General features: G+C 68.9%; 22 protein-coding genes. 8 read left to right on the top strand and 14 right to left on the bottom strand.

The window, feature by feature from the left end:
• Nucleotides 1–3 precede the first annotated feature (3 nt).
• Complete coding sequence (gene ypfJ, locus ACW174_RS03310) at nucleotides 4–852, bottom strand: KPN_02809 family neutral zinc metallopeptidase (RefSeq protein ID WP_492016278.1); 849 nt, start codon at nucleotides 850–852, stop codon at nucleotides 4–6.
• Nucleotides 853–932: 80 nt separating this feature from the next.
• Nucleotides 933–1,325: a hypothetical protein gene (locus ACW174_RS03305; protein ID WP_492016277.1), complete on the bottom strand. Its 393-nt coding sequence runs from the start codon at nucleotides 1,323–1,325 to the stop codon at nucleotides 933–935.
• 102 nt (nucleotides 1,326–1,427) lie between these two features.
• Here ACW174_RS03305 and ACW174_RS03300 point away from each other — a divergent pair, with 102 nt between their 5' ends.
• The gene (locus ACW174_RS03300; protein WP_492016276.1) at nucleotides 1,428–1,628 is read left to right on the top strand and encodes a hypothetical protein; all 201 of its coding nucleotides are present in this window, start codon (nucleotides 1,428–1,430) and stop codon (nucleotides 1,626–1,628) included.
• Here ACW174_RS03300 and ACW174_RS03295 read toward each other — a convergent pair.
• Complete coding sequence (locus ACW174_RS03295) at nucleotides 1,589–2,239, bottom strand: class I SAM-dependent methyltransferase (protein ID WP_492016275.1); 651 nt, start codon at nucleotides 2,237–2,239, stop codon at nucleotides 1,589–1,591. The genes ACW174_RS03300 and ACW174_RS03295 overlap by 40 nt on opposite strands.
• A 182-nt stretch (nucleotides 2,240–2,421) precedes the next feature.
• Between ACW174_RS03295 and ACW174_RS03290 the strand changes: the two genes are divergently transcribed.
• On the top strand, nucleotides 2,422–3,777 hold the full coding sequence (locus ACW174_RS03290) for a serine hydrolase (protein ID WP_492016274.1): 1,356 nt from the start codon (nucleotides 2,422–2,424) through the stop codon (nucleotides 3,775–3,777).
• Between the two features lie 6 nt (nucleotides 3,778–3,783).
• On the opposite strand, the gene ACW174_RS03285 is transcribed toward ACW174_RS03290, so the two are convergent.
• Complete coding sequence (locus tag ACW174_RS03285; protein ID WP_492016273.1) at nucleotides 3,784–4,779, bottom strand: fatty acid desaturase family protein; 996 nt, start codon at nucleotides 4,777–4,779, stop codon at nucleotides 3,784–3,786.
• Between the two features lie 133 nt (nucleotides 4,780–4,912).
• Between ACW174_RS03285 and ACW174_RS03280 the strand changes: the two genes are divergently transcribed.
• From ACW174_RS03280 to ACW174_RS03270, 3 genes are read left to right on the top strand one after another with little or no spacing between them, the layout of a single operon-like run.
• Nucleotides 4,913–5,320 (top strand): hypothetical protein, encoded by a 408-nt coding sequence (locus tag ACW174_RS03280; RefSeq protein WP_492016272.1) that lies wholly within the window; start codon nucleotides 4,913–4,915, stop codon nucleotides 5,318–5,320.
• A complete protein-coding gene (locus ACW174_RS03275) occupies nucleotides 5,320–5,517 on the top strand; it encodes a helix-turn-helix transcriptional regulator (RefSeq protein ID WP_492016271.1) in 198 nt (65 codons plus the stop codon). The genes ACW174_RS03280 and ACW174_RS03275 overlap by 1 nt, the downstream gene beginning before the upstream one ends.
• A 30-nt stretch (nucleotides 5,518–5,547) precedes the next feature.
• Nucleotides 5,548–6,495 carry an alpha/beta fold hydrolase gene (locus ACW174_RS03270; RefSeq protein ID WP_492016270.1) on the top strand — a complete coding sequence of 316 codons (948 nt, stop codon included), beginning with the start codon at nucleotides 5,548–5,550 and terminating at the stop codon, nucleotides 6,493–6,495.
• Here the strand turns inward: ACW174_RS03270 and ACW174_RS03265 are convergent.
• From ACW174_RS03265 to ACW174_RS03245, 5 genes are all read right to left on the bottom strand, one after another.
• Complete coding sequence (locus ACW174_RS03265) at nucleotides 6,477–7,010, bottom strand: hypothetical protein (RefSeq protein ID WP_492016269.1); 534 nt, start codon at nucleotides 7,008–7,010, stop codon at nucleotides 6,477–6,479. The genes ACW174_RS03270 and ACW174_RS03265 overlap by 19 nt on opposite strands.
• 163 nt (nucleotides 7,011–7,173) lie before the next feature.
• Nucleotides 7,174–7,674, bottom strand: a complete 501-nt coding sequence (locus ACW174_RS03260; protein ID WP_492016268.1) for a hypothetical protein — start codon at nucleotides 7,672–7,674, stop codon at nucleotides 7,174–7,176.
• Nucleotides 7,675–7,688: 14 nt separating this feature from the next.
• Nucleotides 7,689–8,525, bottom strand: coding sequence for a DUF3298 and DUF4163 domain-containing protein (locus ACW174_RS03255; RefSeq protein WP_492016267.1), 837 nt, complete (start codon nucleotides 8,523–8,525; stop codon nucleotides 7,689–7,691).
• Between the two features lie 13 nt (nucleotides 8,526–8,538).
• Nucleotides 8,539–9,531, bottom strand: a complete 993-nt coding sequence (locus ACW174_RS03250) for a UbiA family prenyltransferase (protein ID WP_492016266.1) — start codon at nucleotides 9,529–9,531, stop codon at nucleotides 8,539–8,541.
• Nucleotides 9,532–9,735: 204 nt separating this feature from the next.
• Complete coding sequence (locus ACW174_RS03245) at nucleotides 9,736–11,049, bottom strand: ammonium transporter (protein ID WP_492016265.1); 1,314 nt, start codon at nucleotides 11,047–11,049, stop codon at nucleotides 9,736–9,738.
• A 329-nt stretch (nucleotides 11,050–11,378) separates the two neighbouring features.
• Between ACW174_RS03245 and ACW174_RS03240 the strand changes: the two genes are divergently transcribed.
• Nucleotides 11,379–14,177, top strand: a complete 2,799-nt coding sequence (locus ACW174_RS03240; RefSeq protein WP_492016264.1) for a M16 family metallopeptidase — start codon at nucleotides 11,379–11,381, stop codon at nucleotides 14,175–14,177.
• A gap of 78 nt (nucleotides 14,178–14,255) precedes the next feature.
• Here ACW174_RS03240 and ACW174_RS03235 read toward each other — a convergent pair whose 3' ends face one another.
• The 3 genes from ACW174_RS03235 to ACW174_RS03225 all read right to left on the bottom strand — a co-directional run bounded on the left by ACW174_RS03235 (nucleotide 14,256) and on the right by ACW174_RS03225 (nucleotide 17,397).
• Nucleotides 14,256–14,663 carry a DoxX family protein gene (locus ACW174_RS03235; protein WP_492016263.1) on the bottom strand — a complete coding sequence of 136 codons (408 nt, stop codon included), beginning with the start codon at nucleotides 14,661–14,663 and terminating at the stop codon, nucleotides 14,256–14,258.
• An 85-nt stretch (nucleotides 14,664–14,748) separates the two neighbouring features.
• Nucleotides 14,749–15,768, bottom strand: a complete 1,020-nt coding sequence (locus ACW174_RS03230) for an NAD-dependent epimerase/dehydratase family protein (protein WP_492016262.1) — start codon at nucleotides 15,766–15,768, stop codon at nucleotides 14,749–14,751.
• A gap of 9 nt (nucleotides 15,769–15,777) precedes the next feature.
• Nucleotides 15,778–17,397, bottom strand: a complete 1,620-nt coding sequence (locus ACW174_RS03225) for an alpha-glucosidase (protein WP_492016261.1) — start codon at nucleotides 17,395–17,397, stop codon at nucleotides 15,778–15,780.
• A 191-nt stretch (nucleotides 17,398–17,588) separates the two neighbouring features.
• Between ACW174_RS03225 and ACW174_RS03220 the strand changes: the two genes are divergently transcribed.
• The gene (locus tag ACW174_RS03220; RefSeq protein ID WP_492016260.1) at nucleotides 17,589–19,112 is read left to right on the top strand and encodes an MFS transporter; all 1,524 of its coding nucleotides are present in this window, start codon (nucleotides 17,589–17,591) and stop codon (nucleotides 19,110–19,112) included.
• A gap of 72 nt (nucleotides 19,113–19,184) precedes the next feature.
• Nucleotides 19,185–19,745: a hypothetical protein gene (locus ACW174_RS03215; protein WP_492016259.1), complete on the top strand. Its 561-nt coding sequence runs from the start codon at nucleotides 19,185–19,187 to the stop codon at nucleotides 19,743–19,745.
• 6 nt (nucleotides 19,746–19,751) lie between these two features.
• On the opposite strand, the gene ACW174_RS03210 is transcribed toward ACW174_RS03215, so the two are convergent.
• Entirely contained in the window at nucleotides 19,752–21,104 is a 1,353-nt protein-coding gene (locus ACW174_RS03210; protein ID WP_492016258.1) for an O-antigen ligase family protein, read from the bottom strand.
• A gap of 39 nt (nucleotides 21,105–21,143) precedes the next feature.
• Nucleotides 21,144–21,368 carry a hypothetical protein gene (locus ACW174_RS03205; RefSeq protein ID WP_492016257.1) on the bottom strand — a complete coding sequence of 75 codons (225 nt, stop codon included), beginning with the start codon at nucleotides 21,366–21,368 and terminating at the stop codon, nucleotides 21,144–21,146.
• Between the last annotated feature and the right edge of the window lie 107 nt (nucleotides 21,369–21,475).

Below are 21,475 nucleotides of genomic sequence, written 5' to 3'. Positions count from 1 at the left end.
GGATCAGGCGCCCTGGAAGGTATCGCAGACGCGCGGGTCGCCGCTTTCGTAGCCGCGACGCAGCCAGCTGACCCGGTCGGCGGAGGAGCCGTGGGTGAAGCTGTCGGGCGAGACGCGACCGCCGGAGCGGCGCTGCAGGGTGTCGTCGCCGATGGCCGAGGCGGTCTTGAGCCCCTCTTCCAGATCGCCGGCGGTCAGGGCGACCTGACCGTTGGAGACGGCGGAGGCGTTGGCGGCCCAGACGCCCGCATAGCAGTCGGCCTGAAGCTCCAGCGCGACGGAATAGCGGTTGGCCTCGGCCTGTCCCCCGGCGCGCTGCTGCGCCTGACGGACCTGATCGGACGTGCCGGTCAGGGTCTGGATGTGGTGGCCGTATTCGTGGGCGATGACATAGGCGCGCGCGAAGTCGGCGCCGGAGGCCCCGAGCTGGGTCTCCATGTCCTGCCAGAAGCCGAGGTCCAGATACACCTTGCGATCGGTCGGGCAGTAGAAGGGGCCCATGGCGCTCTGGCCCATCCCGCAGCCGGTCGATGTGCCCTGTTCGTACAGGACAACGGTCGGCGGCTCATAGCCCTGGATCTTGGAGCGCCAGACGTCGTCGACATTGGCGCCGATGACATCGACGAACAGGCCCGCCTGATCCGCCGGCGTGCCGGCCTTGCCTTCCTGGGCGGCGCCGACGCCGCCGAGCTGGCTGGTGATCTGCTGGGTGGTCGAGGGATCGATCCCGAAGACGAAATAGCCGATCGCCGCGAGGACCAGCGCGCCGATGCCGCCGCCCGCCAGACCCGCGCCGCCCATGCCGCGCCGATCCTCGATATTGCCGCCACGGCGGCCGCCTTCCCAACGCATGATCCGTCCTCCCTCGCCTTCACATCCGAGCGAAGCCGTAACGCGGTCCGGGCGCAAGGGATGCGGTGGGGACGACGGGATTAATTCGGGCGTCGATCCAGCCAGGCGTCGATCTCGCCGACGCGGCTGGTGGTGGTCTCGCGCCGTTCGGTGGCGGAGACGCGGGCGGCACGCTCCTGCTCGGGCGAGCGCAGCGCGGGCGGGCTGTAGGGGATGTAGGGGTCCATGGTGCGCCGCGCGTTCAGGTCGTTGAGGGTCTGGCGGCTCTCAAGCTGAAGCTGGCGGGCCGTGGCGTTTCGCTGGTCATTCTGGAAACGCAGGCGGTCCATCTCATAGCGATGCTGGTCGGCCTGCCAGCGGTTCTGGTCCAAGGCCGAGGGGCCGGGCGGCAGGGGGCGAACCGACTGGGCGTGGACCGCGCCGGACAGCAGCAGCGGGGCGACGGCGGCGGCGAGGAACAGGGCGCGGGTCATGACGGAAACATGGGCGTGAACCGGCCTGTCGCCAAGCGTGACCGGAACCGAACCCTCGACTTTCCGGTTCTGTGGAGGGAGCGTCGCCTTGAGGAGCCTGCCGTGACCACATCTGTCAAAGACCCCGGATTCAGCCGTGACCCCGAGCTGGAACTGGCGCGTGGCACGGGCCGCCCGGCGGCCTCCGAGATGTCGGGAGAGGATCATTCCGACGATCCCGCCCCCGACCGCCACATCCATTTCTCGCCCGAGCCGGAAACGGATCAGACCATCGCCCAGACCGACGAGCGCTTGATCTCCTGATCCTCGAGCTCGCGGGTGGTGGGCACCCGGTATTCGGCCAGGAAGTCGAGACCGGTCTTCGGGAAATAGGTGCGGCCCGGATCGCCGATCAGGACGCGGGTCCCGTTGGCGCGCGCCTGACCCAGCCAGTCCAGCACCCGCTCGGTCATCGGCTTTTCGTAGCAGACGTCGCCCGCGCAAATGACATCCACCGCGGGCGGCGGGCCGTCCAGCAGATTGCGGTCGGTGAAGGTCATGGCCACGCCGTTGGCTTCGGCGTTCAAGGCCACCGCGGCGCCGCAGAAGGGGTCGATGTCCGCGCCCAGCACGGAGGCGGCGCCCGCCTTCATCGCCGCGATCCCCACCAGCCCCGACCCCGTGGCGAAGTCGAGCACCGTCTTGTCCGCGACCTCCGCCGGGTTGTCGAGCAGCCAGCGGGCGACCGCCTGTCCCCCGGCCCAGGCGAAGGCCCAGAAGGGCGGCGGCAGGCCCAGTTCGCCCAGCTCTTCCTCGGTCAGCCGCCAGATCGGCGTGATCTCATCGGCCAGCCACAGCGAAATCTCCGGCGCGTGCGGGACGGCCTGAAAGCGGGTGTTGGCGAGGATGAAGGCGGCGGGATCGGTGATGGCCATGGGCGGCTGTAGCACCCTTTGACCGCGTCAGTGTGCGGGGCGGTCCCTGTGGAAGCGGACAGGCGTCGCCGAGGCGCGGCGTGCATTACGGAAATCTAATCCGCACCGCTGCATCCATCGACGGGCGCGACAGTCTCATCCATCCTCAACGGGCGCACACCGCGCCTGTGGGGGACTCCATCGTGTCAAAACCTGTTCTGGCCGCTCGCCTGATCATCGCCGCGGCTGTCGCCGCCCTTATCTCCGCTTCCCCCGCGGGCGCGCAGGATGTGGGGCGAATGGATCAGGTGATCCGGGACGCCGTGGCGCGCGAGGAGTTCACCGGCTCCGTCCTGGTGGCGCGCGGCGATGAGGTGCTGCTGGACCAGGGCTATGGTTTGGCCAATCGCGAGTGGAACATCCCCAATGCCGGGGACACCAAATTCCGCCTCGGCTCGTTGACCAAACAATTCACCGCCGTGGCGATCATGCTGCTGCGGGAAGACGGCAAGGTGGATCTGGATGCGCCGGTGAAGACCTGGTTGCCGGATGCGCCCGCGACCTGGGACGGCGTCACCGTGCGCCACCTGCTGGCCCATACCTCCGGCGTGCCGGAGTTCACGCGGGACGCCGATTTCGCGGCGCTGAACACCCGGCCCGCGACGCTGGAACAGCTGATCGCCCGCTTCCGGGACCGGCCGCTGGACTTCCAGCCGGGCGCGCGCTGGTCCTATTCCAACTCGGGCTACATCCTGCTGACCGCCATCATCGAGAAGGCCAGCGGTCAGTCCTACGCAGACTTCGTCGCCACACGCCTGCTGCAGCCGCTGGGCATGACCGACAGCGGCTATGACACCCATGCCGCCATCCTGCCGCGGCGGGCCTCAGGCTATGCGCCCGGCGAGGGCGGGGTCGTCAATGCCGACTATGCCGACATGACCATCCCACGCGGCGCCGGCGGCCTGTATTCGACGACCCGCGACCTTTTGAAGTGGGAGCAGGGCCTGTTCGGCGGGCGGGTGCTGCGCGCCGAGAGCCTGACCCTGCTGACCACGCCCGTCCGCAACGACTATGCCTTCGGCGTGGACGTCCGGGAGCAGGACGGGCATCGGATCGTCAGCCACAACGGCGCAATCCAGGGCTTCAACACCTTGCTGTCGCGGGATGTGGATGCCGGGCTGACCGTGGTGGTGCTGGGCAATCTGAACGGACCGGGACCGGACAAGCTGGGCGTCGATCTGATGACCCTGGCGCGGGGCGGGACGGTCACCCTGGCGAGCGAGCGGCGGGCGGTGACGCTGCCGGCGGAGGCGCTGCAGGCCTATGCGGGCGTCTATGCGATCGCCCCGACCTTCGCCCTGACCGTGTCTGTCGTCGACGGCAAGCTGACGGTGCAGGCCACCGGGCAGGGCGCGCTGGAGATGCTGGCCGAAGGGCCGGACGCCTTCTTCCTGCAGGCGGTCGATGCGCGGATCACCTTCAACCGCGACGCGGCGGGGGCGATCACCGGACTGGTGTTGCATCAGAACGGGCGGGAGATGCCCGGCGCGCGGCAGTAGGACCGATCAGGCGGCGGGTCGCGAGGGCGCGGCCTGCCGCAGGACGGTGAGGTAGCCGTCCGCCACCTCAATGCCCGCCCCCTGCGGCGTCTTCCGCACCGCCTGATGCAGGGCCGGCAGCTTCCAGCAGGGGACGTGCATGAACAGGTGGTGTTCGGCATGGAAATTGACCCAGTAGGGGGCGATGAAGGCGCGCTCCCACCCGCGGGCGCGGGTGGTGCGGGCGGCGCGGAACGGATCCTGTTCCGAGCCCTCGACACAGGCGTGTTCGGCGATGTTGCGCAAACGGGTGACCATGGGGAACCAGGTCGCCATGGGCAGCAGCCACAGGGCGAAATACGCCCACCAGACTCCGGCTATCGTCGCCGCTGTCAGCAGGCCCAGATTGACCAGCAGGAACGGCAGGATGGAGCGGCCGGTGACGATCGCCTCATAGTCGTGGTTGTCTGTCGTCGGGCTACCGCGCGTCGCGCTGCTTGAGCCCTGCGTCGCCCGACCGGCCATCGCCCCGCGCACCGGCGCCAGCGGCAGCAGGACACGCTGCTTGAGGAAGGTCTGGCCGGTCAGGTCGCGGAGGATCTTGCGCCGCAGGGAGGCGGGCGAGACCGGGAAGGGGACGGACAGGACCAGGTCCGGATCCTCGGGCTGCCGGGCGAAGCGGTGGTGAGACAGATGGTAGGGGCGGTAGGAGGCCAATGAGGCGCCGACCGGCACGGCGCACAGCCAGTGACCCAGACCGTCATTCAGACGCCTGTGGGTCGACAGGCCGCCGTGCGCCGCCTCGTGCATCAGGATGGCGAGGCCCAACTGGCGCGTACCGACGATCGCCACGCAGGCCGGGATCAGGATCGGCCACACGACGCCCGCGACGACCGCCAGGGCGATAACGCCCCAGCAGTGGGCCACCAGCAGGGGACCGATCCAGCCCCTGCGCGACTGGAAGGGCGCCCACTCCTCGGGCGTGAACAGGTCGATTGGGCGGGCGCGAGGCGCGGCGGGCATGGGGCGAGGATACGCCGCGGCGGTAGGTCCGCAAGGAGCCAAGAACAAGTCGTGCGATCCTGACAAAAAGTCAGGTTGACATGACATTTTTCTGATGTCAGGTTGGCATTACATTTTGTCGGGAGGAGCTGACATGTTGTCTGCATGGAAACAGGGTACGCCCGCCGGGCGTCGCTATATCATCCGCACCTGGGCCTTCATGGTCCCCTATATGCTGGTCTGTATCTCCATGATGCTGACCGACGCCTTTGACGAGATCATCGGCAAGCCCGCCGGCTGGGGTCTGGCCGCGGCGATCTCCGCCCCGGTGATCGGCCAGCTGTGGGCCACATTGAGCCTGATGCGCGAGAGCGACGAGTTCGTTCGCGCCGTGGCGGCCAAGCAGTTCATCCTCGCGGCCGGTCTGGCCATGGCGCTGGCGACCTTCTGGGGCTTCGCCGAAACCTTCGCCAATGCGCCGCATCTGCCGGGCTGGCTGATCTACGCCTCCTTCTGGGGCCTGTATGGTCTGGTGTCGCCGTTCATCCGGACCTCGAACTGATGAAGAACCGTCTCAAGCTGCTGCGCGTCGAGCGCGGCTGGACGCAGGAACAGCTCGGTCAGGCGCTGGGCGTGTCCCGGCAGGCCGTGAACGCGCTGGAGACCGAGAAGCACGATCCCTCTCTGGACCTGGCCTACCGCATCGCGGTGCTGTTCACCCGGCCGGTCGAGGACATTTTCGAGAACCCTCACGCCTGACCCCGTCAGGCCCAAACCAAGGACATCCTCATGCTGCACCACCGTCCCCTCGCCGGGCGCTCGACCCTGCGCGCCCTGCTGTTTGCCTCCGCCGCCGCCATGGCCATCGGGGCAGGCGTCCTGTCCGCGACCGAGGTCCTGTCCGCGCCGGTCTTCGCCACGGCGCCCGCGCCCTTCGTCTCTGACCGGCTGTCGGCCGAGGTCGTGGGGCAGGGGCCGGATGTGATCCTGATCCCCGGCTTCGGCTGTTCGCGGGAGGTCTGGCGCGTTGAGGCGGAGCGGCTGAAGGCGACGCACCGGGTGCATCTGGTGCAGCTGGCGGGCTTCGCAGGCGAGCCGTGGACGCATGGCGACGGTCCGTTCGTCCAGCCGGTGATCGACGAGCTGGCCCGCTATATCCGCGAGCAGGGCCTGACGGCGCCGGCGGTGGTCGGGCATTCTATGGGCGGGATGAGCGCCCTGATGCTGGCCCAGCAGCAGCCGTCGCTGGTCGGCAAGGTGATGACGGTCGACAGCCTGCCCTTCTTCAGCGCCCTGTTCGGGCCGCAGGTCACGGTCGACAGCGCCCGTCCGTTCGCGGCGCAGGCCGCCGCGGGGATGCTGGCTGCGGACGACGCGGCCTTCCGGGCGGGACAGGTGCAGGGCGCGGTCGGCTATTCGCGCGATCCGCTGACCCGCGAGCGGATGGTCGAATGGAGCATGGCGGGCGACCGGCGCGCCATGGCGGCGGCGATCCGTGACGTCATGCTGACCGACCTGCGGCCGGGCCTGGCGACGATGACCGTTCCCGTCTGGGCGCCCTATGCCGCCGACGCCGACGGGGGCCCGCCCCCGGCGATGGCCGATAGCGTGTGGGCCCGCGAGTATGCGAGCCTCGCCGGGGTGCGTCTGATCCGTGTCGACGGCAGCCGTCACTTCATCATGAGCGATCAGCCGGCGAAGTTCGCCGAACTGATGGATCAGTTCCTGACGTTCTGAGCCTCGGCGTCCCGGGTCGCGGCCACCGAAGACACGTTGCCCGGCAGGCGGCAGGCGTCGATCAGAAGACTGTTCCGGCCGCTGAGGGCGTCTTCGGGCGACAGGTCGAGGCAGTCCGAGGCGACGATCGGGTTGCTGTCTGCGATGACCAGGCCGCCACCGTTCGAGCAGTCGACCTCGACCAGAGGCGCGCCGTCCCGGGTCTGTCCGATGACGACGGACTCGGCGACTTCGCAACGATAGCCGGCCCGGTGCAACGCCTGTTCGGCGTAGGTCTTGGCCATGGTCGGGGTCATGTTGGCGTGGAAGGTCGTCCGGCGACCGCGGTTCATTTCCCGGCTTGAGGCGGCGATCCGGCTGGGCGTCGTGGCGGTGATACCGAGCTGGCCGGGGCTGTAGATGCGCGAGTCACCGGTCACCCCGAGCGGAACTCCCACTTCAAGCGGGTCCTGGGCGAAGGCGGGCGATGCGGCGGCAAGTGCGCCGATCGCGGCGAGAGGCAGAATAAAACGCATAGCCATCGAGCTCCTCAAGGTTTCGGTGTGATGTCGCAGTCCTGTGTTAGTCGACCGCCGAAATCATGGACGTAATCGACGCTAAGTAAAGAGAGAATGGCAATTTCTGGGCGCCGATCCCTAGCTCCCGCTCGTTACGCGAAAGGGGGACGAACCCTCGCGGTCAGTTGCGGCCCGGCGGCTGGCGGCGTTCGGCTTCGCGTTCGGCGGTGACCGAGGCGACGTTGGCCGGCAGGGTGCAGCCTTCGATGCGCAGGCTGCGCAGGCCCGTCACCGCGGTGGCGGGCGTCAGGTCCAGACAGTCCGAGGCGACGATCGGGTTGCTGTCGGCAATGACCAGACCCCCGCCGTTGGCGCAATCGACCTCGACCAGCGGCGCGCTGTCCCGGGTTTGTCCGATAACGACAGCCTCGGCCACCTCGCAGGCGAAACCGGCGCGGCCCATGGCCTCTTCGGCATAGGCCTTGGCCATCGACGGCGTCATGTTGGCGCGCCACACCGGGCGGATGCCACGGTTCATCTCGCGGCTGGAGCCTTCAATCCGGCTGGGGGTCGTGGCGATGATGCCGAGCTGGCCGGGGCTGGTCACGCGATCCGATTGCGCGGCGGCGGGCAGGGCGGCCAGCAGGGCGCCCGCGAGGGCGAGAGGCAGGGCGTTACGCATACAGGTCGAAGTCCTCAGGGTTTGGGCGTGACGTCCCCTGCGCGGATCAACTGACCGGCGAACTCGTCGGCGTAGGTGAGGGCGAGCAGGGAGCGGAAGGTCGAGGCGGGGATGGCGATCTCGTAGGCCCCCTCCACATACGGGCCGACCTGGTAGGGGCCGATCAGAAAGGTCAAGCCTGCGGCCTTGCCCTGGACATCGCCCGGGGCCAGCACGAAGCCGGTGTCGACGGCGCGAGGGCAGGACCAGTCCTTGCCCCCCAGGGTGACGGAGGCGCTGTTGGGTACGCGGGCGCGCTTGGCGGTGTTGATGGCCGAGCACAGCGCCTGATCCAGCACCGTCAGGTCGGCGCCGGGGCGGAACAGGTCGGTGAGGCCGATCTGGCGTTTCAGCGCCTTGTCCCACAGCAGGCCGCTGGTCAGGGTATTGGGATGGGCGCCGCCCGAATAGTCGAAGGCGACGCGCTTGAGACTGAACAGCTTGCCTGTCTCGCCCGCCAAGGTCAGTTCGACCTTGTTCTCATACGGCGGCAGGTCGGTGTCGTTGCCCGCCTCGGTCCGCTCGCCCTGCGCGCCCTCGATGAACTGACGCAGCTTGCGGACCTCCTCGGCATAGAGGCGGGCATGCAGGTCGCCCTGCGACTTCAGGCCATCGGGCAGTTTCAGGCTGACATCGGCGTATTGCGTCTTGGATTCAAAGCTCATCGGCGCGGCGGCGTCGGCGGGGATCTCGACGGCGCCGGCGACCGGGGGCGGCGCGGCCGGGGCCTTCGTCTCCTTGTCGCGATTGCAGGCGGCGAGGGAGGCGGCGACGGCGACGGTGACCAGAAGCATGCGGACGGGGGAGGACATGCGGATCTCCTTGCTAGAGCGGAAGCGAAACGGAACCGAGGATGATGGCCAGAAGCAGGACCAGTCCCGCCTCACGGTTCGACTTGAACAGGGCCAGGGCGTGGGCGCCGTCATCGGGGCGGATGGAGCGGGTCTGGATCAGCAGGTGGGCCGCGTAGCCGACGAGGCCGAGCCAGAACAGCGGACCGAGCCCGGCCAGCAGGCCCGCCAGCGCGGCGCAGGCGACGGCCAGACCGTAGAAGACGCCGACGCCGCTACGGACCTTGGCGCCGAGCCGCCGGGCCGAGGACTTCACCCCGACCATGGCGTCGTCCTCAATATCCTGGAGGGCGTAGATCGTGTCGTAGCCGAGGGTCCAGAAGACGCCGCCCGCGTAGAGGGCGAGGGCGGCGAAGGAAAGATGCCCGGCGCGGACGCTGACGCCGAGGCTGTAGTCAGGCAGGACGAGAAAGGCGGCCCAAGCGGTCGACGCCGCCGCGAAGCCCATCAGGGCGCCCCAGTTGAACGTCAGGCCGAGCCAGGCCTGGGGCCACCAGGTGATCCGCTTCATGAAGGGATAGGCGGCGACCAGCAGCAGGGAGGCGACGCCCAGCAGTATGGCGGTCCAGTTCAGCGTCAGCAGGATCAGCAGGCTGACCAGCGAACAGGCGGCGGTGAAGGCCAGCGCCTTCTTCACGCTGATCCGGCCCGAGGCGACCGGGCGGGCGGCGGTGCGGGCCACCTGCACGTCGATGTCGCGATCAACGATGTCGTTGAAGGCGCACCCCGCGGCCCGCATCAGGCAGGCCCCGATCGCGAAGCCGAGGATCAGCCACAGGTCATAGACGCTGGAGGTCCGGCGCTCGGACGCCAGCGCCAGGGCGATGCCCTGCCAGCCGGGGATGAGCAGCAGCCAGATGCCGATGGGCCGGTCGAACCGGCCGAGCTTCAGCCACGGCTTCAGCCCCTCGGGCGCATGGCGGTCGACCCAGTTGGAACCGGCGTCAGGAAGCGGGGCGGAGCTCATGGCCGAGGTTGTAGCGGGGAAGGCGGGGAGGGGGGAAGGGTGCGGCGGGGAACTGGCCCGGAAGTGGCCGGGAAAGTGGCTAGTGGCTAGTGGCTAGTGGCTGGCCGCCATCCTGCGACTGCGCGGTCCGCGCCGCCCTTCCGCAACGACCCGATCCGCCAACACTAACCACTAACCACTAACCACTAACCACCGCGCGCAGCGCTACGGGTGAATCGTCTCCCCGTGCTGGGTGTAGTCGAGGCCCTCGATCTCCTCCTCCTTCGGCACGCGCAGGCCGACGGTGTATTTGCAGATCATCAGGATGATGAAGGTGCCGATCCCCGACCAGGCGATGACGGCGGCCAGGCCGATGATCTGGTTCAGGAGGCTGGCGTTCTCGCCGGCCGGATTGATGACGGCGGTGGCGAAGACGCCGGTCAGGATGGCGCCGACGATGCCGCCCACGCCGTGCACGCCGAAGGCGTCGAGGCTGTCGTCATATTTCAGCGCGCGCTTGAGCCAGACCGCGCCCGCATAGCAGGCCGGACCCGACAGGATGCCGATGAAGAAGGCGCCCTTGGGATCGACCAGACCGGCGGCGGGGGTGATGCCGACCAGACCGGCGACGATGCCGGACAGCATGCCCAGCAGGGTCGGGCGCTTGTGGAAGGCCCACTCCACGGCCGTCCAGCCGATGGCGGCGGCGGCGGCGGCGAGGATGGTGTTCAGGGCGGCGACGGCGGCGATGCCGTCCGCGGCCCAGGCCGAGCCGGCGTTGAAGCCCAGCCAGCCGACGAACAGCAGGCCGGTGCCGATGGCGGTCAGGGTCAGGTTGTGCGGGGCCATGTTGTCGCGACCGAAGCCCTGACGCGGCCCCAGCACCAGACAGGCGACCAGGCCGGCGACACCGGCGTTGACGTGGACGACGGCGCCGCCCGCGAAGTCGAGCACGCCCAGCGATCCCATCCAGCCGCCGCCCCAGACCTGATGGCAGATCGGCACATAGACCAGCAGGTGCCAGAGGAAGAAGAACAGGATCGAGGCCGAGAATTTGATCCGCTCGGCGAAGGCGCCGGCGATCAGGGCCGGGGTGATGATGGCGAAGGTCAGCTGGTAGGCGATCCACAGGAACTCGGGCAGGCCCGGCGTCAGGCTGTGGGCCGTGGTCGGGGTGACGCCATCGAGGAAGGCGGCCTGCAGTCCGCCGATGAAGCCGTTGGTCGCCTCGCCGCTGGTCCCGAAGGACAGGCTGTAGCCGACCACGAACCAGAGCACGGTGACGATGGCCAGGGCGGCGGTCGAATGGGCGATGGTGGCGATGACGTTCTTGCGCCGGACCATGCCGCCGTAGAAGAGCGCCAGACCCGGCAGGGTCATCAGCAGGACCAGGGCCGTGGAGGTCAGGATCCACGATGAGGCGGCCTCGTTCAGGGCCAGGGTCGTCTGGTGCGCCAGCAGGGGCGCGGCGGGCGCGGCGAGGGCCGGACCAGCGACCAGACAACCGAGGGCGGCGAGGGCGAGCGATTTGCGGATCATGGCGCGGCGTCCGGGGAGCTGGATGTCAGATGTTCCGGCTCGAACCCGCGTTCGACGCCGCGGATAGGGATAGGAAGCTATTGCAGCGCGACAGGCAAATCATTTCGTGTGCGGTGCAATAGTTCGTGTGGTCCTGCGCGGACGGTCTGCATTGCGGCCCTTATGGCACGGTCCTGCCTGAAGGCCTCGCACATGCGAGATGGCGGAGGAAAGATTACAAAACTGCAATTTCAAATCGCTTGCGAGCCGGTTGCAGACGGCTACCACTGTCGCGCCCGGTCCGGCGGACCTGTCGTCGGGCCGTTTCATTGCCTGAGGGGGTTTCCTGCATGCGTTCGTTCCGTCCCATCCTGCTGGGGGGCGCCGCTGCGGCTGTCCTTCTGGCCGCCGGCGCCGTCCAGGCCCAGGTTCCCGTCGCCATGGCGGCTTCGCCCGCCGCGCAGGAGCGTCTGGCGCCGCTGCCCGACGTGGACATCCCCTTCACCCGCTTCGTCCTGCCTAACGGCCTGACCCTGATCGTCCACGAGGACCACAAGGCGCCGATCGTGGCGGTGAACATCTGGTACCACGTCGGGTCCAAGAACGAGCCGACCGGCCGTTCGGGCTTCGCCCACCTGTTTGAGCACCTGATGTTCAACGGGTCCGAGAATTTCAACGACGACTTCTTCAAGGCGACCGAGCGTCTGGGCGCGACCGACCAGAACGGCACCACCAGCCAGGACCGCACCAACTATTTCCAGAACGTCCCGACCTCGGCGCTGGACGGCATCCTGTGGCTGGAAAGCGACCGGATGGGCCACCTGCTGGGCGCTATCGACCAGGCGCGTCTCGATGAGCAGCGCGGCGTGGTGCAGAACGAGAAGCGTCAGGGCGAGAACCAGCCCTATGGCCGCGTCTGGGACGCGATCACCAACGCCACCTATCCGGCGGACCACCCCTACGGCCACACCGTCATCGGCTCGATGGACGATCTGGACGCGGCCAGCCTTGATGACGTGCGCGGCTGGTTCAACAGCTGGTACGGCCCGGCCAACGCCACCATCGTGCTCGCCGGCGACATCACCCCGGAAGAGGCGCGCGCCAAGGTCGAGCAATACTTCGGCGACATCCCGCCCGGACCGCCCGTCACCCAGCCGCAGCAGATGATCGCCCGCATGACCGGCGCCCAGCGCGAGGTGATGCAGGACCGCGTCGGCCAGCCGCGCCTGTACAAGGTGTGGAACGTGCCGCCGGGCGGCGAGGCCGACAGTGACTATCTGGGCCTGCTGGGCGACATCCTGTCGTCGGGCCGCACCTCGCGCCTCTACAAGCGTCTGGTCTTTGACGATCAGGTCGCAACGGCCGTGTCGGCCGGGATTTCGGAAGGCGAGATCGGCAGCCAGTTCCTGATCACCGTCACCGCCAAGCCGGGTCAGGACATCGCCCGCATCGAAGCCATCGTCGACGAAGAGCTGGCCCGCCTGCTGCGCGACGGCCCGACCGCCGTCGAGATGGAGCGCGCCCGCACCTCGAACGGCGCCGCCTATGTGCGTGGTCTGGAGCGGATCGGCGGCTTCGGCGGCAAGTCGGACCGTCTGGCCGAGAGCCAGGTCTTCCACGGCGATCCGGGCGCCTGGCGCGTCAGCTACCAGCGCATCCTGGCGGCGACCCCGACCAACCTGACCACCGCGGGCCGCGAGTGGCTGCGCGACGGCAGCTATACGCTGGAGGTCCAGCCCTTCCCCGATTACGCCGCCGCCGCGACGGGCGTGGATCGCAGCGCCGTCCCGACCCCGCAGGCCGCGCCGCTGGCCGCCTTCCCGGCGATCGAGCACGCGACCCTGTCGAACGGGCTGAAGGTCATGTTCGTGCCGCGCACCGCGGTGCCGACCGTCAGCATGAACCTGATCTTCGACGCCGGTTCGGCGGTCGATCCGGAAGGCCAGCAGGGCGCCGCCGTCCTGACCTCGACGGTTCTGACCAACGGCACCGAGGATCTGGACGCGCTGGAGATCAGCGACCGCCTGCAGATTCTGGGCGCGACGCTGAACGCTGGCTCCAGCGTCAATGCGACCACGGTCAGCATGACGGCGATCGAGTCCCGGATCGAGCCGTCGCTGGCCCTGTTCGCCGACGTGGTCCAGAACCCGGCCTTCCGTGCGGAAGACTTCCAGCGCGGCCGGGCGCAGCAGATTTCCAGCATCCAGCAGTCGAACCGCAACCCGGGCGCCATCGCCAACCGCGTGCTGTCGGCCCAGCTGTACGGGCCGGAAAACCCCAACGGTCGCCCGACCGTGGGGACGGAAGCCACCGTCAGCGCCTTGACGCCGGACCAGCTGCACGCCTGGCACGACGCCTGGTTCCGCCCGGACAACGCCACCCTGGTGGTGGTTGGCGACACCACCCTGGCCGAGCTGCAGCCGCAGCTGGAACGGGCCTTCGCCGGCTGGCGCGCGCCTTCGACGGCGTTGCCGGCGCGTCCGCAAGCCCCGGCCCTGCCGCAGGCCCCGGCGACGCCGCGCATTCTGATCGTGGATCGCGCCGGTCCGCAGTCGATCATCACCGGGGGGCGCATCGCCCCGGCCTTCGACGCCCAGACCCAGGCGGCCATCGAGACCATGAACACGGCGCTGGGCGGCGCTTTCACCAGCCGGATCAACATGAACCTGCGCGAGGACAAACACTGGTCCTACGGCGCCTCGGGCGGGGTGCGGAATGCGCGCGGCGACCGGGTCTATGTGGTCAACGCCGGGGTCCAGGCCGACAAGACGGCCGAAAGCCTGGTCGAGCTGCGTCGTGAACTGACCGAGGTCGTGGGCGCCCGCCCGCTGACCGAGGGCGAACTGGCCGGGGCGCGCGCCAATCTGGTGCAGGGTCTGGCCGGGGAGTGGGAAACCAACGCCGCCGTCATGGGCACCCTGGCCCAGATGGTCGTCTATGGGCTGCCGGAATCCTATTATGACGGGTACGCCGCCGGCGTGAACGCCACGACGCCGGACGCCGCGGCAGCCGTCGCCCGGTCGATCATCGCGACCGGTCCCACGACCTGGGTCGTGGTCGGCGACCGCGCCCAGATCGAGCCGAAGATCCGCGCGCTCGGCTTCGGCGACGTTCAGGTGGTCGATGTGAACGGCAACCCGGTCCCGTAAGGGGCGGGTTGGCCGGACATGAAGAAGGCGGGACCCGCGAAGGTCCCGCCTTTTTCTTTGGCCGGACTGTCCGCCGGATCAGCCGCGGCGCTTGCCCACGACGCTGTCGAGGCTGAGGGCGCCCGGGCCGGAGAAGATCAGGAACAGGAAGACGAAGCAGAACAGGATGGCTGCGTCGCCGCCGTTGTTGACCGGGTAGGTCCCCTGCGGGGCGTGGGCCAGGAAGTAGGCGACGGCCATGGTCCCCGAGGCGATGAAGGCGGCCGGGCGGGTGAACAGGCCCAGCGCGATCAGGGCGCCGGCGACCAGTTCGATAATCCCCGCGAAGGCGCCGGGGTTGTCCAGAGCCAGACCCGAACCGGCGCGCTCGCCGCCCGGGAAGGACAGGAATTTCTGCGTGCCGTGCGCGAGGAACAGCAGGCCGGACATGATCCGCAGGGTGGCCAGCGCCAGCGGGGTATTGTTGGACAGGAAGCGGGACGCCATCGGGAGAGCCTTGTCAGTTAAATGGTAACAGTTATGGTTCCTGATTTATGCCCAGCTTCGCCTTGGCGCAAGGTCCACCGGATCTTCAGACCTGATAGAAGTCCCGATACCAGTCCACGAACCGCTTCACCCCGACCTCGATGGGGGTGGACGGGGCATAGCCGAGGGCGGCGCGGGTCTCGGTGACATCGGCCTCGGTGCGAACCACGTCGCCGTCCTGGATCGGCATCATGTTCAGCTGGGCCTCGACGCCCAGAGCCTCCTGCAGCACCTCGATATAGCGCATCAGCTGTTCGCGACGACCGGCGCCGAGGTTGAGGATGCGCCAGGGGGCGACGCCGCTGGTGGCCGGGTTCGGCGCCTGGGGGTTCCAGTCGGGATCGATGGCGGCGGGCTGATCCAGGGCGGCGACGACGCCGGTGACGATGTCGTCCACATAGGTGAAGTCCCGCTCCATCTCGCCATGGCCATAGACGTCGATGGGACGGCCCTCGAGGATGGCGCGGGTGAATTTGAACAGCGCCATGTCCGGCCGGCCCCACGGTCCATAGACGGTGAAGAACCGCAGGCCCGTCGAGGGGAAGCCGAACAGGTGGGAGTAGCTGTGCGCCATCGCCTCATTGGCGATCTTGGTGGCGGCATAGACGGTCAGCGGATGGGCCACGCCCTGCTTGACCGAAAAGGGCAGGGCGCCATTGGCGCCGAAGGCCGAACTGGTCGAGGCGAAGACGAGGTTTTCGGCCTTCACCGCCCGCGCGCCCTCCAGCACGGTCAGGAAGCCGACGACGTTGGAGTCGATGTAGCTTTCCGGGTGTTCGAGGCTGTAGCGGACCCCCGCCTGCGCCCCCAGATGGACGATGCGGCGCGGCTTCAGGCTGGAGAACAGGGCGGCCATGCCGTCGCGGTCGGCGAGGTCCAGCGTGTGGTGGAGGTATTTCGGATAGGCCTGCAGCCGCTCCAGCCGCGCGTGTTTCAGGGCCGGGTCGTAGTAGCTGTTCAGATTGTCGACCCCGATCACGGTCTCGCCGCGCTCCAGCAGGCGTCGGGCGGTGTGGAAGCCGATGAAGCCGGCCGAGCCGGTGACGAGGATGGGGCCGGAGGTCATGGACCTGAGTTACTCCGGCTTCGGTGAGCGCGCCAGCACCCGACCCGCCAGCGGCGCGAGGGGACCGTCGGCGCCGTTGACGGCCTCGATCACGCTCCAGCCCTCGGGCGGCGACCAGTCGATGGAGACGTGACCCAGGTTGAAGACGCACAGCAGGCGGTCGTCGCCGTCGCCCCGTTCGAACAGCAGCAGGCCGTCGGGCGCGTCCAGCACCCGCATCGCGCCGGACAGAAGGGCGGGCCGCGTTTTGCGGAAGGCGATCAGCCGCCGGGTCAGGGCCAGCTGCGAAGCGGGATCGCTGTCCTGCGCCTCTACCGCCAGCGGCAGATGGCGCGGGTCGATGGGCAGCCAGGGCTCGACGGTGGAGAAGCCCGCATGGGGGGCTGTGGCGGACCAGGGCATGGGCGTGCGCGCGCCGTCGCGGCCCAGGGTCTTGGGCCAGTTGGCGATGGCCTCGGGATCCACCAGCCGGTCGAACGGCACCTCGCCCTGCGGCAGGCCCAGTTCCTCGCCCTGATAGAGGAAGACATTGCCGCGCAGGCAGATCAGCAACAGGGTGGTCAGCCGCGCCGTGGCGGCGAGATCGCGCCCTTGCGCCCAGCGGGAGACGGCGCGCGGGGCGTCGTGGTTGGAGAACGGCCAGGACGGCCAGCCCTGTCCCTGATGACCGTCCCAGACGGCGGCCGTCTGTTTCACCAGATCGGGCGTCAGGGCGGGGGCGTACAGATAGGTGAAGCCATAGGCGCTGTTCAGCGTGTCATCGCCGGCGGTGTAGGCCTGCATCTCCAGATCGGCGCGGTCGCCCGGCACCTCGGCCACGGTGAAGCGGCCGCCCCGGCTGTCGGTCAGGGCGCGCAGGCGCTTCAGGAAGTCGACGATCCCCGGCTGGGACTGGTTGTGGACCTTGTCCTGAAAGTCGAAGGGGCGGGTGCGCGGGCCGCCCGGCGGCAGGGGCGGATTGTCGGTCAGGGCCGGGTCGTGCATGGCGAAATTGATGGCGTCGAGGCGGAAGCCGTCCACGCCGCGATCCAGCCAGAAGCGCACCACGTCCAGCAGGGCGTCCTGCACCGCCGGGCTGTGCAGGTTCAGCTGCGGCTGCTCGGGCAGGAAGTTGTGCATGTAGTACTGACCGCGCCGCGCGTCCCAAGTCCAGGCGGGTCCGCCGAAGACGGACTGCCAGTTCGACGGCGGCGTCCCGTCCGGTTTGGCGTCGGCCCAGACGAACCAGTCGGCCTTCGCATTGTGCCGCGACTGACGGCTTTCGGCGAACCAGGCGTGATGGTCGGAGGTATGGGCGAAGACCAGATCGATGAGAACCTTGAGGCCGAGCGCGTGGGCGCGGGCGGCCAGGGCGTCGAAGTCGGCCAGCGTCCCGAACACCGGATCGACGTCGCAGTAATCGGCGATGTCATAGCCGAAGTCGCGCATGGGCGAGGTGTAGAAGGGGCTGAGCCAGACCGCCTCCACCCCCAGCGAGGCGATGTGGTCCAGATGGGCCGTCACGCCCGGCAGGTCGCCGACGCCGTCCCCGGTCGTGTCGGCATAGCTGCGGGGATAGACCTGATAGATCACCGCGCCCTGCCACCAGTCAGCGTCGAGGGGAGCGTCGGGAGCGGCGGGGTCGGTCACGCGGAAGCCTTGGTCAGCGGCCGGGTCAACCGGGCCGCCTGCATCATCCTTGCTCTGGGGCCCGCCGCAAGGGCTGAAACCCGCCCACTTTTGGTTACGGATTCCCTCAAATCGCTGGACGCGGGCGATTGTGGATGAAACCAAGGCGTCAAACAGGCCTGCGTGTTGGGACGGGGGCCACGGGGAGTGAGATGACAGACCAGAACCAAACCAGCGCGAAGGGTCTCGGGACCGCCTTCGCCTATGTGACCACCCTGTTCTTCGCCTGGGGCTTCGCGACCTCGCTGATCGATCCGCTGATCGCGGCGGTGAAGGGCGTGTTCGAGCTGAATTTCACCGAGGCCCTGCTGACGCAATTCGCCTGGTTCACCGCCTATGGCATCGTCTCCCTGCCCGCCGCCGCCATCCTGGCCCGTCTGGGCTATGCCAAGTCGATCGTCGGCGCCCTAGGCGTCATGGTGCTGGGCGCCCTGATCGTGCCTCTGTCGACGGTGTTCGACTTCTATCCCGGCGTGCTGGTGGCGCTGTTCGTCATCGCCGCGGGCGTGACCCTGCTGCAGGTGGCCGCCAACCCGCTGGCCGCCTCGCTGGGCTCGTCGAAGGGCTCGCACTTCCGTCTGGTCCTGTCGCAGGCCTTCAACTCGCTGGGCACCGTGGTCGGTCCGCTGCTGGGGGCGACCGTCATGCTGTCGGGCGGCATCTTCGCCGTCGGCGGCGTCAGCGCCCTGGCCTCGCCGACCGCCCTGCTGCTGATCCTGCTGGGCGTCGGCATCGGCGTCGTCGCCGGCGTGCTGGTCGGCGCCCTGCGTCGCGACATCAAGGGCTGGCTGGCCGTCGGCGCGGCCATCGGTCTGGTGATCGGCTGGGTCGTCTTCCTGCACAACTATATCGGCAGCATGGGCGCCTATGCCGCCGCCGTGGCCCCCGAGGTCGCTCCGGTCGCCGCCGCGACCACCGTGATCGATCCCGCCGCCCGCGCCGCGACCCTGCGCAACATCGACACCGTCTTCATCGGTCTGGCGATCTTCTTCGCCGTGCTGGGCGCCTTCATCTGGAGCGTTCGCAAGCGCCTGACCGCCGCCAGCGCCGCCGCCTCGGCCGAGACGCCCGGTTCGCCGCTGAAGGCCCTGAGCTCGGGCTGGGCGATCTTCGGCGCCCTGGCCATCTTCATCTATGTCGGTTCGGAAGTAACCATCGGCAGCCTGATGACCAACCTGCTGCATTCGGAAGGCGCCCTGGGCCTGCCGATCCACGACGCGGGCCGTCTGGTCGCCCTGTACTGGGCCGGCGCCCTGATGGGCCGGTTCGCGGGCAGCGCCCTGCTGACGCGCGTTCCGGCGGGCTGGTTGCTGGCGGTCTGCACCGCCTGCGCCGCCATCCTGTGCGCCATCGTGACCCAGACGGGCGGCGTCAACGCCTCGTTCGCGGCCCTGGCCATCGGCCTGTTCAACTCGGTCATGTTCCCGGCCATCTTCACCCTGACGCTGGAGCGCTCGTCCGCCCCGGCCTCGGCGACGTCGGGCCTGCTGTGCATGGCCATCATCGGCGGCGCGGTGCTGCCGCTGCTGGGCGGCTGGATGGCCGATACGGCCAGCCTGAACCTCGCCTTCGTGATCCCGCTGGTCGGCTATGTGATCCTGACCGTGTTCGCCATCGCGGCGGCGCGGGCCAAGGTCCACAACGCTGACGCGGTTGCGGCGCCCAGCGGTCACTGATCGCCCGTCGCATCGCGTGGTAAAAAGGGGCCGTCGGGGGAGACTCCGGCGGCCCTTTTGCGTTGTGCCATCATGGCTCTTCGTCTTTCCCGCGTGCTGATCCTCGCTCTTCTGGCCGCGCTGGCGGGCGGTCCGGCGTGGGCGGCGGTGACGGTGACCTTCTACGCCCATCCCGGCGCGCGTATCCGGGGCGCGGATCTGCTGTTTCCCCATGCCTATGTCCAGGCGACCGGCTCGCTGGACGATACCGGAGATCCGGTGGAGTGGACGGCGGGCTTCACGGCGAAGAACCCGGGGCCCCAGCTGCTGTTCGTCAGCGGCAAGGGGGCGGTGCTGACGCCAGAGGCGCGCTACGCCCACGAGGGGAGGCCTTATCTCAGCCTGACGATCAGCGACGCGGCCTACCGGGCGCTGCGGACACGGGCGGACTGGTGGAACGGGCCGGAGGGCTCGCTCTACGAACTGCGCCGGCGCAACTGCATCACCTTCGTCGCCGATATGGCGCGGACAATCGGCCTGCGGACGGCGGCGGAGCCGTCGATGAAGCCGGGCGCGTTTCTTGAGGCGACGGCGGTGCTGAACCCGCAGGCGGCCTGGGGCCGGCCGCCGATGATCGTCACACAGCCGCTCTGAGGCCGATCAGGTCTGGTCGCGCGCGACGGGTTGCCCGGCTTTTTCCAGGATGGCGGCGCAGAAGGCGAACAGAACCGCCAGCGCGGCCGTACGCAGGGGGTAGTCGACGCCGGAGTGAACCAGCATGGCCAGAAGGGCGATGCTGGCGGCGCGTTGCAGGTCGCGCTCACGCGACGGTCCCGCCTTCCACGCCGCCCAGAGCCGGCGGCCGTACCAGAGCAGGAAGACGACGATCAGGGCGGCGCCCAGCCATCCCGCCTCGAGCCAGGTTTCCAGATACTCGTTGTGGGCGTGGTTGAAGAAGGTGGGGTCCAGCTGCTCCAGCGGCTCGACCGAGCGGAACACCGCGTCGAAGCTGCCGATGCCCGAGCCGAGGGGAAGCCAGGTCTCGGAGGCGGCGGCGACGATGGGCCAGCCCTCGAAACGGCCTTCCGGCGCGGACTGGACGTCGAAGCGGGCGAGAATCGGCGGTAGGGCGAGGATGGCGACGGCGCCGATGGCGGCGGCGACACCCCCTGTCAGGGCCAGCAGTCCGGGACCGGGGCGACCGCGTCCGGCGGCGATCCACGCGGCCAGCAGGCTGGCGATCGCAATGGGGCCGAACAGGATGACGCCGGCACGCGAGCGGATGGCGGCCAGTCCCACGACCACCAGACCCATGAACAGGGCGCCGAACCACAGCGGCAGGCGATTCTCGCTGCGCCGACGCAGGATCGCCGCGCCGAACACCGCCGCGAAGGGCAGGGTGGCCAGCAGCAGGGTGGCGAGGTGGTTGCGGTTGGCGAAGAAGCCGGTGACCGAGCCGGCGGCGGTGGTCGCCCACAGATAGAATCGGGTGTCCCCGCTGCCCAGCTGGATCGCGCCGAGAAGGACGGAGACCACGGCGGCGGCGAGATAGATCCACATCATGCGCGCGGTCTGAAGCTGGCTGGCGTTCAGAACGGCGAGGAACATGGCGGCGGGGGGCAGGATCGCGAGCGCGGATTGCCAGGTGAGGTCAGGCGTGACGGTCAGCGGCGCCCAGCCGGGCTGAAGTCCCGCGAGTTGCAGGGCCAGCACCATTTCGGCGCGGCCGGGCAGGGCCGTCCAGATCGCGGGCGGCAGCGGGATCAGCTGGATCAGGGGGATCGCGGCGACAGCGCCGAGAAGGCCGAGGGCGAAGCGATGCTCGCGCCAGAGGCCTGTGCGGATCAGCCGATTGAGGCTGATGACCAGCAGGGGAAGGGCGGCCAGTTCAACGACGGCGAGGCGCAATATGTGCACCCGGCTGGCGCCGCCCAGAACAAGCGAAAGGGCCAGCAGGATAGCCGCGGCGATTGCCACAGCGTCCCACTGGCCCTTCAAAGCTTTGTTCGGCACGCGTTACGTCTGCGAAGGCGCAGCGCGAACCGGGGCGGCTTAGTCGCTTTCCGAGTCGTCGTCCGAAGCGACGACAACCACGGCAACGATCACGGCAGTGCCGATGAGCAGAACCGGGAGCGGAATGCCGGCGAATTCGGCTTCAGCGTCGGCGCGGGCGCCAACGCGGTCACCCACGCGAGCGGTAGCCGAAGTGTTTGCAGCAGCGGCTTGGCCAGCCACGAGCAGCAGGCCGGCCGTTACAGCGGCGATGGTCTTACGCATGCTAATCCCCTTGATCAGGTCTTGGTACGGGCTGGCCCGCGACGTATCGAGAATGGGTATAAGCCCCGAAGGTTTCCAAATCAATACGATTCAGACCGGTCGCGATG

The organism is Brevundimonas sp. AVps31 (genome assembly GCF_058681355.1).
This window is presented reverse-complemented; position numbering and strand designations above follow the sequence as displayed.

What these genes read in the sequence shown, in the direction of transcription:
- ypfJ (WP_492016278.1), bottom strand. Translation starts at nt 852, where the DNA reads ATGCGTTGGGAAGGCGGCCGCCGTGGCGGCAATATCGAGGATCGGCGC.
- ACW174_RS03305 (WP_492016277.1), bottom strand. Translation starts at nt 1,325, where the DNA reads ATGACCCGCGCCCTGTTCCTCGCCGCCGCCGTCGCCCCGCTGCTGCTG.
- ACW174_RS03295 (WP_492016275.1), bottom strand. Translation starts at nt 2,239, where the DNA reads ATGGCCATCACCGATCCCGCCGCCTTCATCCTCGCCAACACCCGCTTT.
- ACW174_RS03285 (WP_492016273.1), bottom strand. Translation starts at nt 4,779, where the DNA reads ATGCCCGCCGCGCCTCGCGCCCGCCCAATCGACCTGTTCACGCCCGAG.
- ACW174_RS03280 (WP_492016272.1), top strand. Translation starts at nt 4,913, where the DNA reads ATGTTGTCTGCATGGAAACAGGGTACGCCCGCCGGGCGTCGCTATATC.
- ACW174_RS03275 (WP_492016271.1), top strand. Translation starts at nt 5,320, where the DNA reads ATGAAGAACCGTCTCAAGCTGCTGCGCGTCGAGCGCGGCTGGACGCAG.
- ACW174_RS03270 (WP_492016270.1), top strand. Translation starts at nt 5,548, where the DNA reads ATGCTGCACCACCGTCCCCTCGCCGGGCGCTCGACCCTGCGCGCCCTG.
- ACW174_RS03265 (WP_492016269.1), bottom strand. Translation starts at nt 7,010, where the DNA reads ATGCGTTTTATTCTGCCTCTCGCCGCGATCGGCGCACTTGCCGCCGCA.
- ACW174_RS03260 (WP_492016268.1), bottom strand. Translation starts at nt 7,674, where the DNA reads ATGCGTAACGCCCTGCCTCTCGCCCTCGCGGGCGCCCTGCTGGCCGCC.
- ACW174_RS03255 (WP_492016267.1), bottom strand. Translation starts at nt 8,525, where the DNA reads ATGTCCTCCCCCGTCCGCATGCTTCTGGTCACCGTCGCCGTCGCCGCC.
- ACW174_RS03250 (WP_492016266.1), bottom strand. Translation starts at nt 9,531, where the DNA reads ATGAGCTCCGCCCCGCTTCCTGACGCCGGTTCCAACTGGGTCGACCGC.
- ACW174_RS03245 (WP_492016265.1), bottom strand. Translation starts at nt 11,049, where the DNA reads ATGATCCGCAAATCGCTCGCCCTCGCCGCCCTCGGTTGTCTGGTCGCT.
- ACW174_RS03240 (WP_492016264.1), top strand. Translation starts at nt 11,379, where the DNA reads ATGCGTTCGTTCCGTCCCATCCTGCTGGGGGGCGCCGCTGCGGCTGTC.
- ACW174_RS03235 (WP_492016263.1), bottom strand. Translation starts at nt 14,663, where the DNA reads ATGGCGTCCCGCTTCCTGTCCAACAATACCCCGCTGGCGCTGGCCACC.
- ACW174_RS03230 (WP_492016262.1), bottom strand. Translation starts at nt 15,768, where the DNA reads ATGACCTCCGGCCCCATCCTCGTCACCGGCTCGGCCGGCTTCATCGGC.
- ACW174_RS03220 (WP_492016260.1), top strand. Translation starts at nt 17,589, where the DNA reads ATGACAGACCAGAACCAAACCAGCGCGAAGGGTCTCGGGACCGCCTTC.
- ACW174_RS03215 (WP_492016259.1), top strand. Translation starts at nt 19,185, where the DNA reads ATGGCTCTTCGTCTTTCCCGCGTGCTGATCCTCGCTCTTCTGGCCGCG.
- ACW174_RS03205 (WP_492016257.1), bottom strand. Translation starts at nt 21,368, where the DNA reads ATGCGTAAGACCATCGCCGCTGTAACGGCCGGCCTGCTGCTCGTGGCT.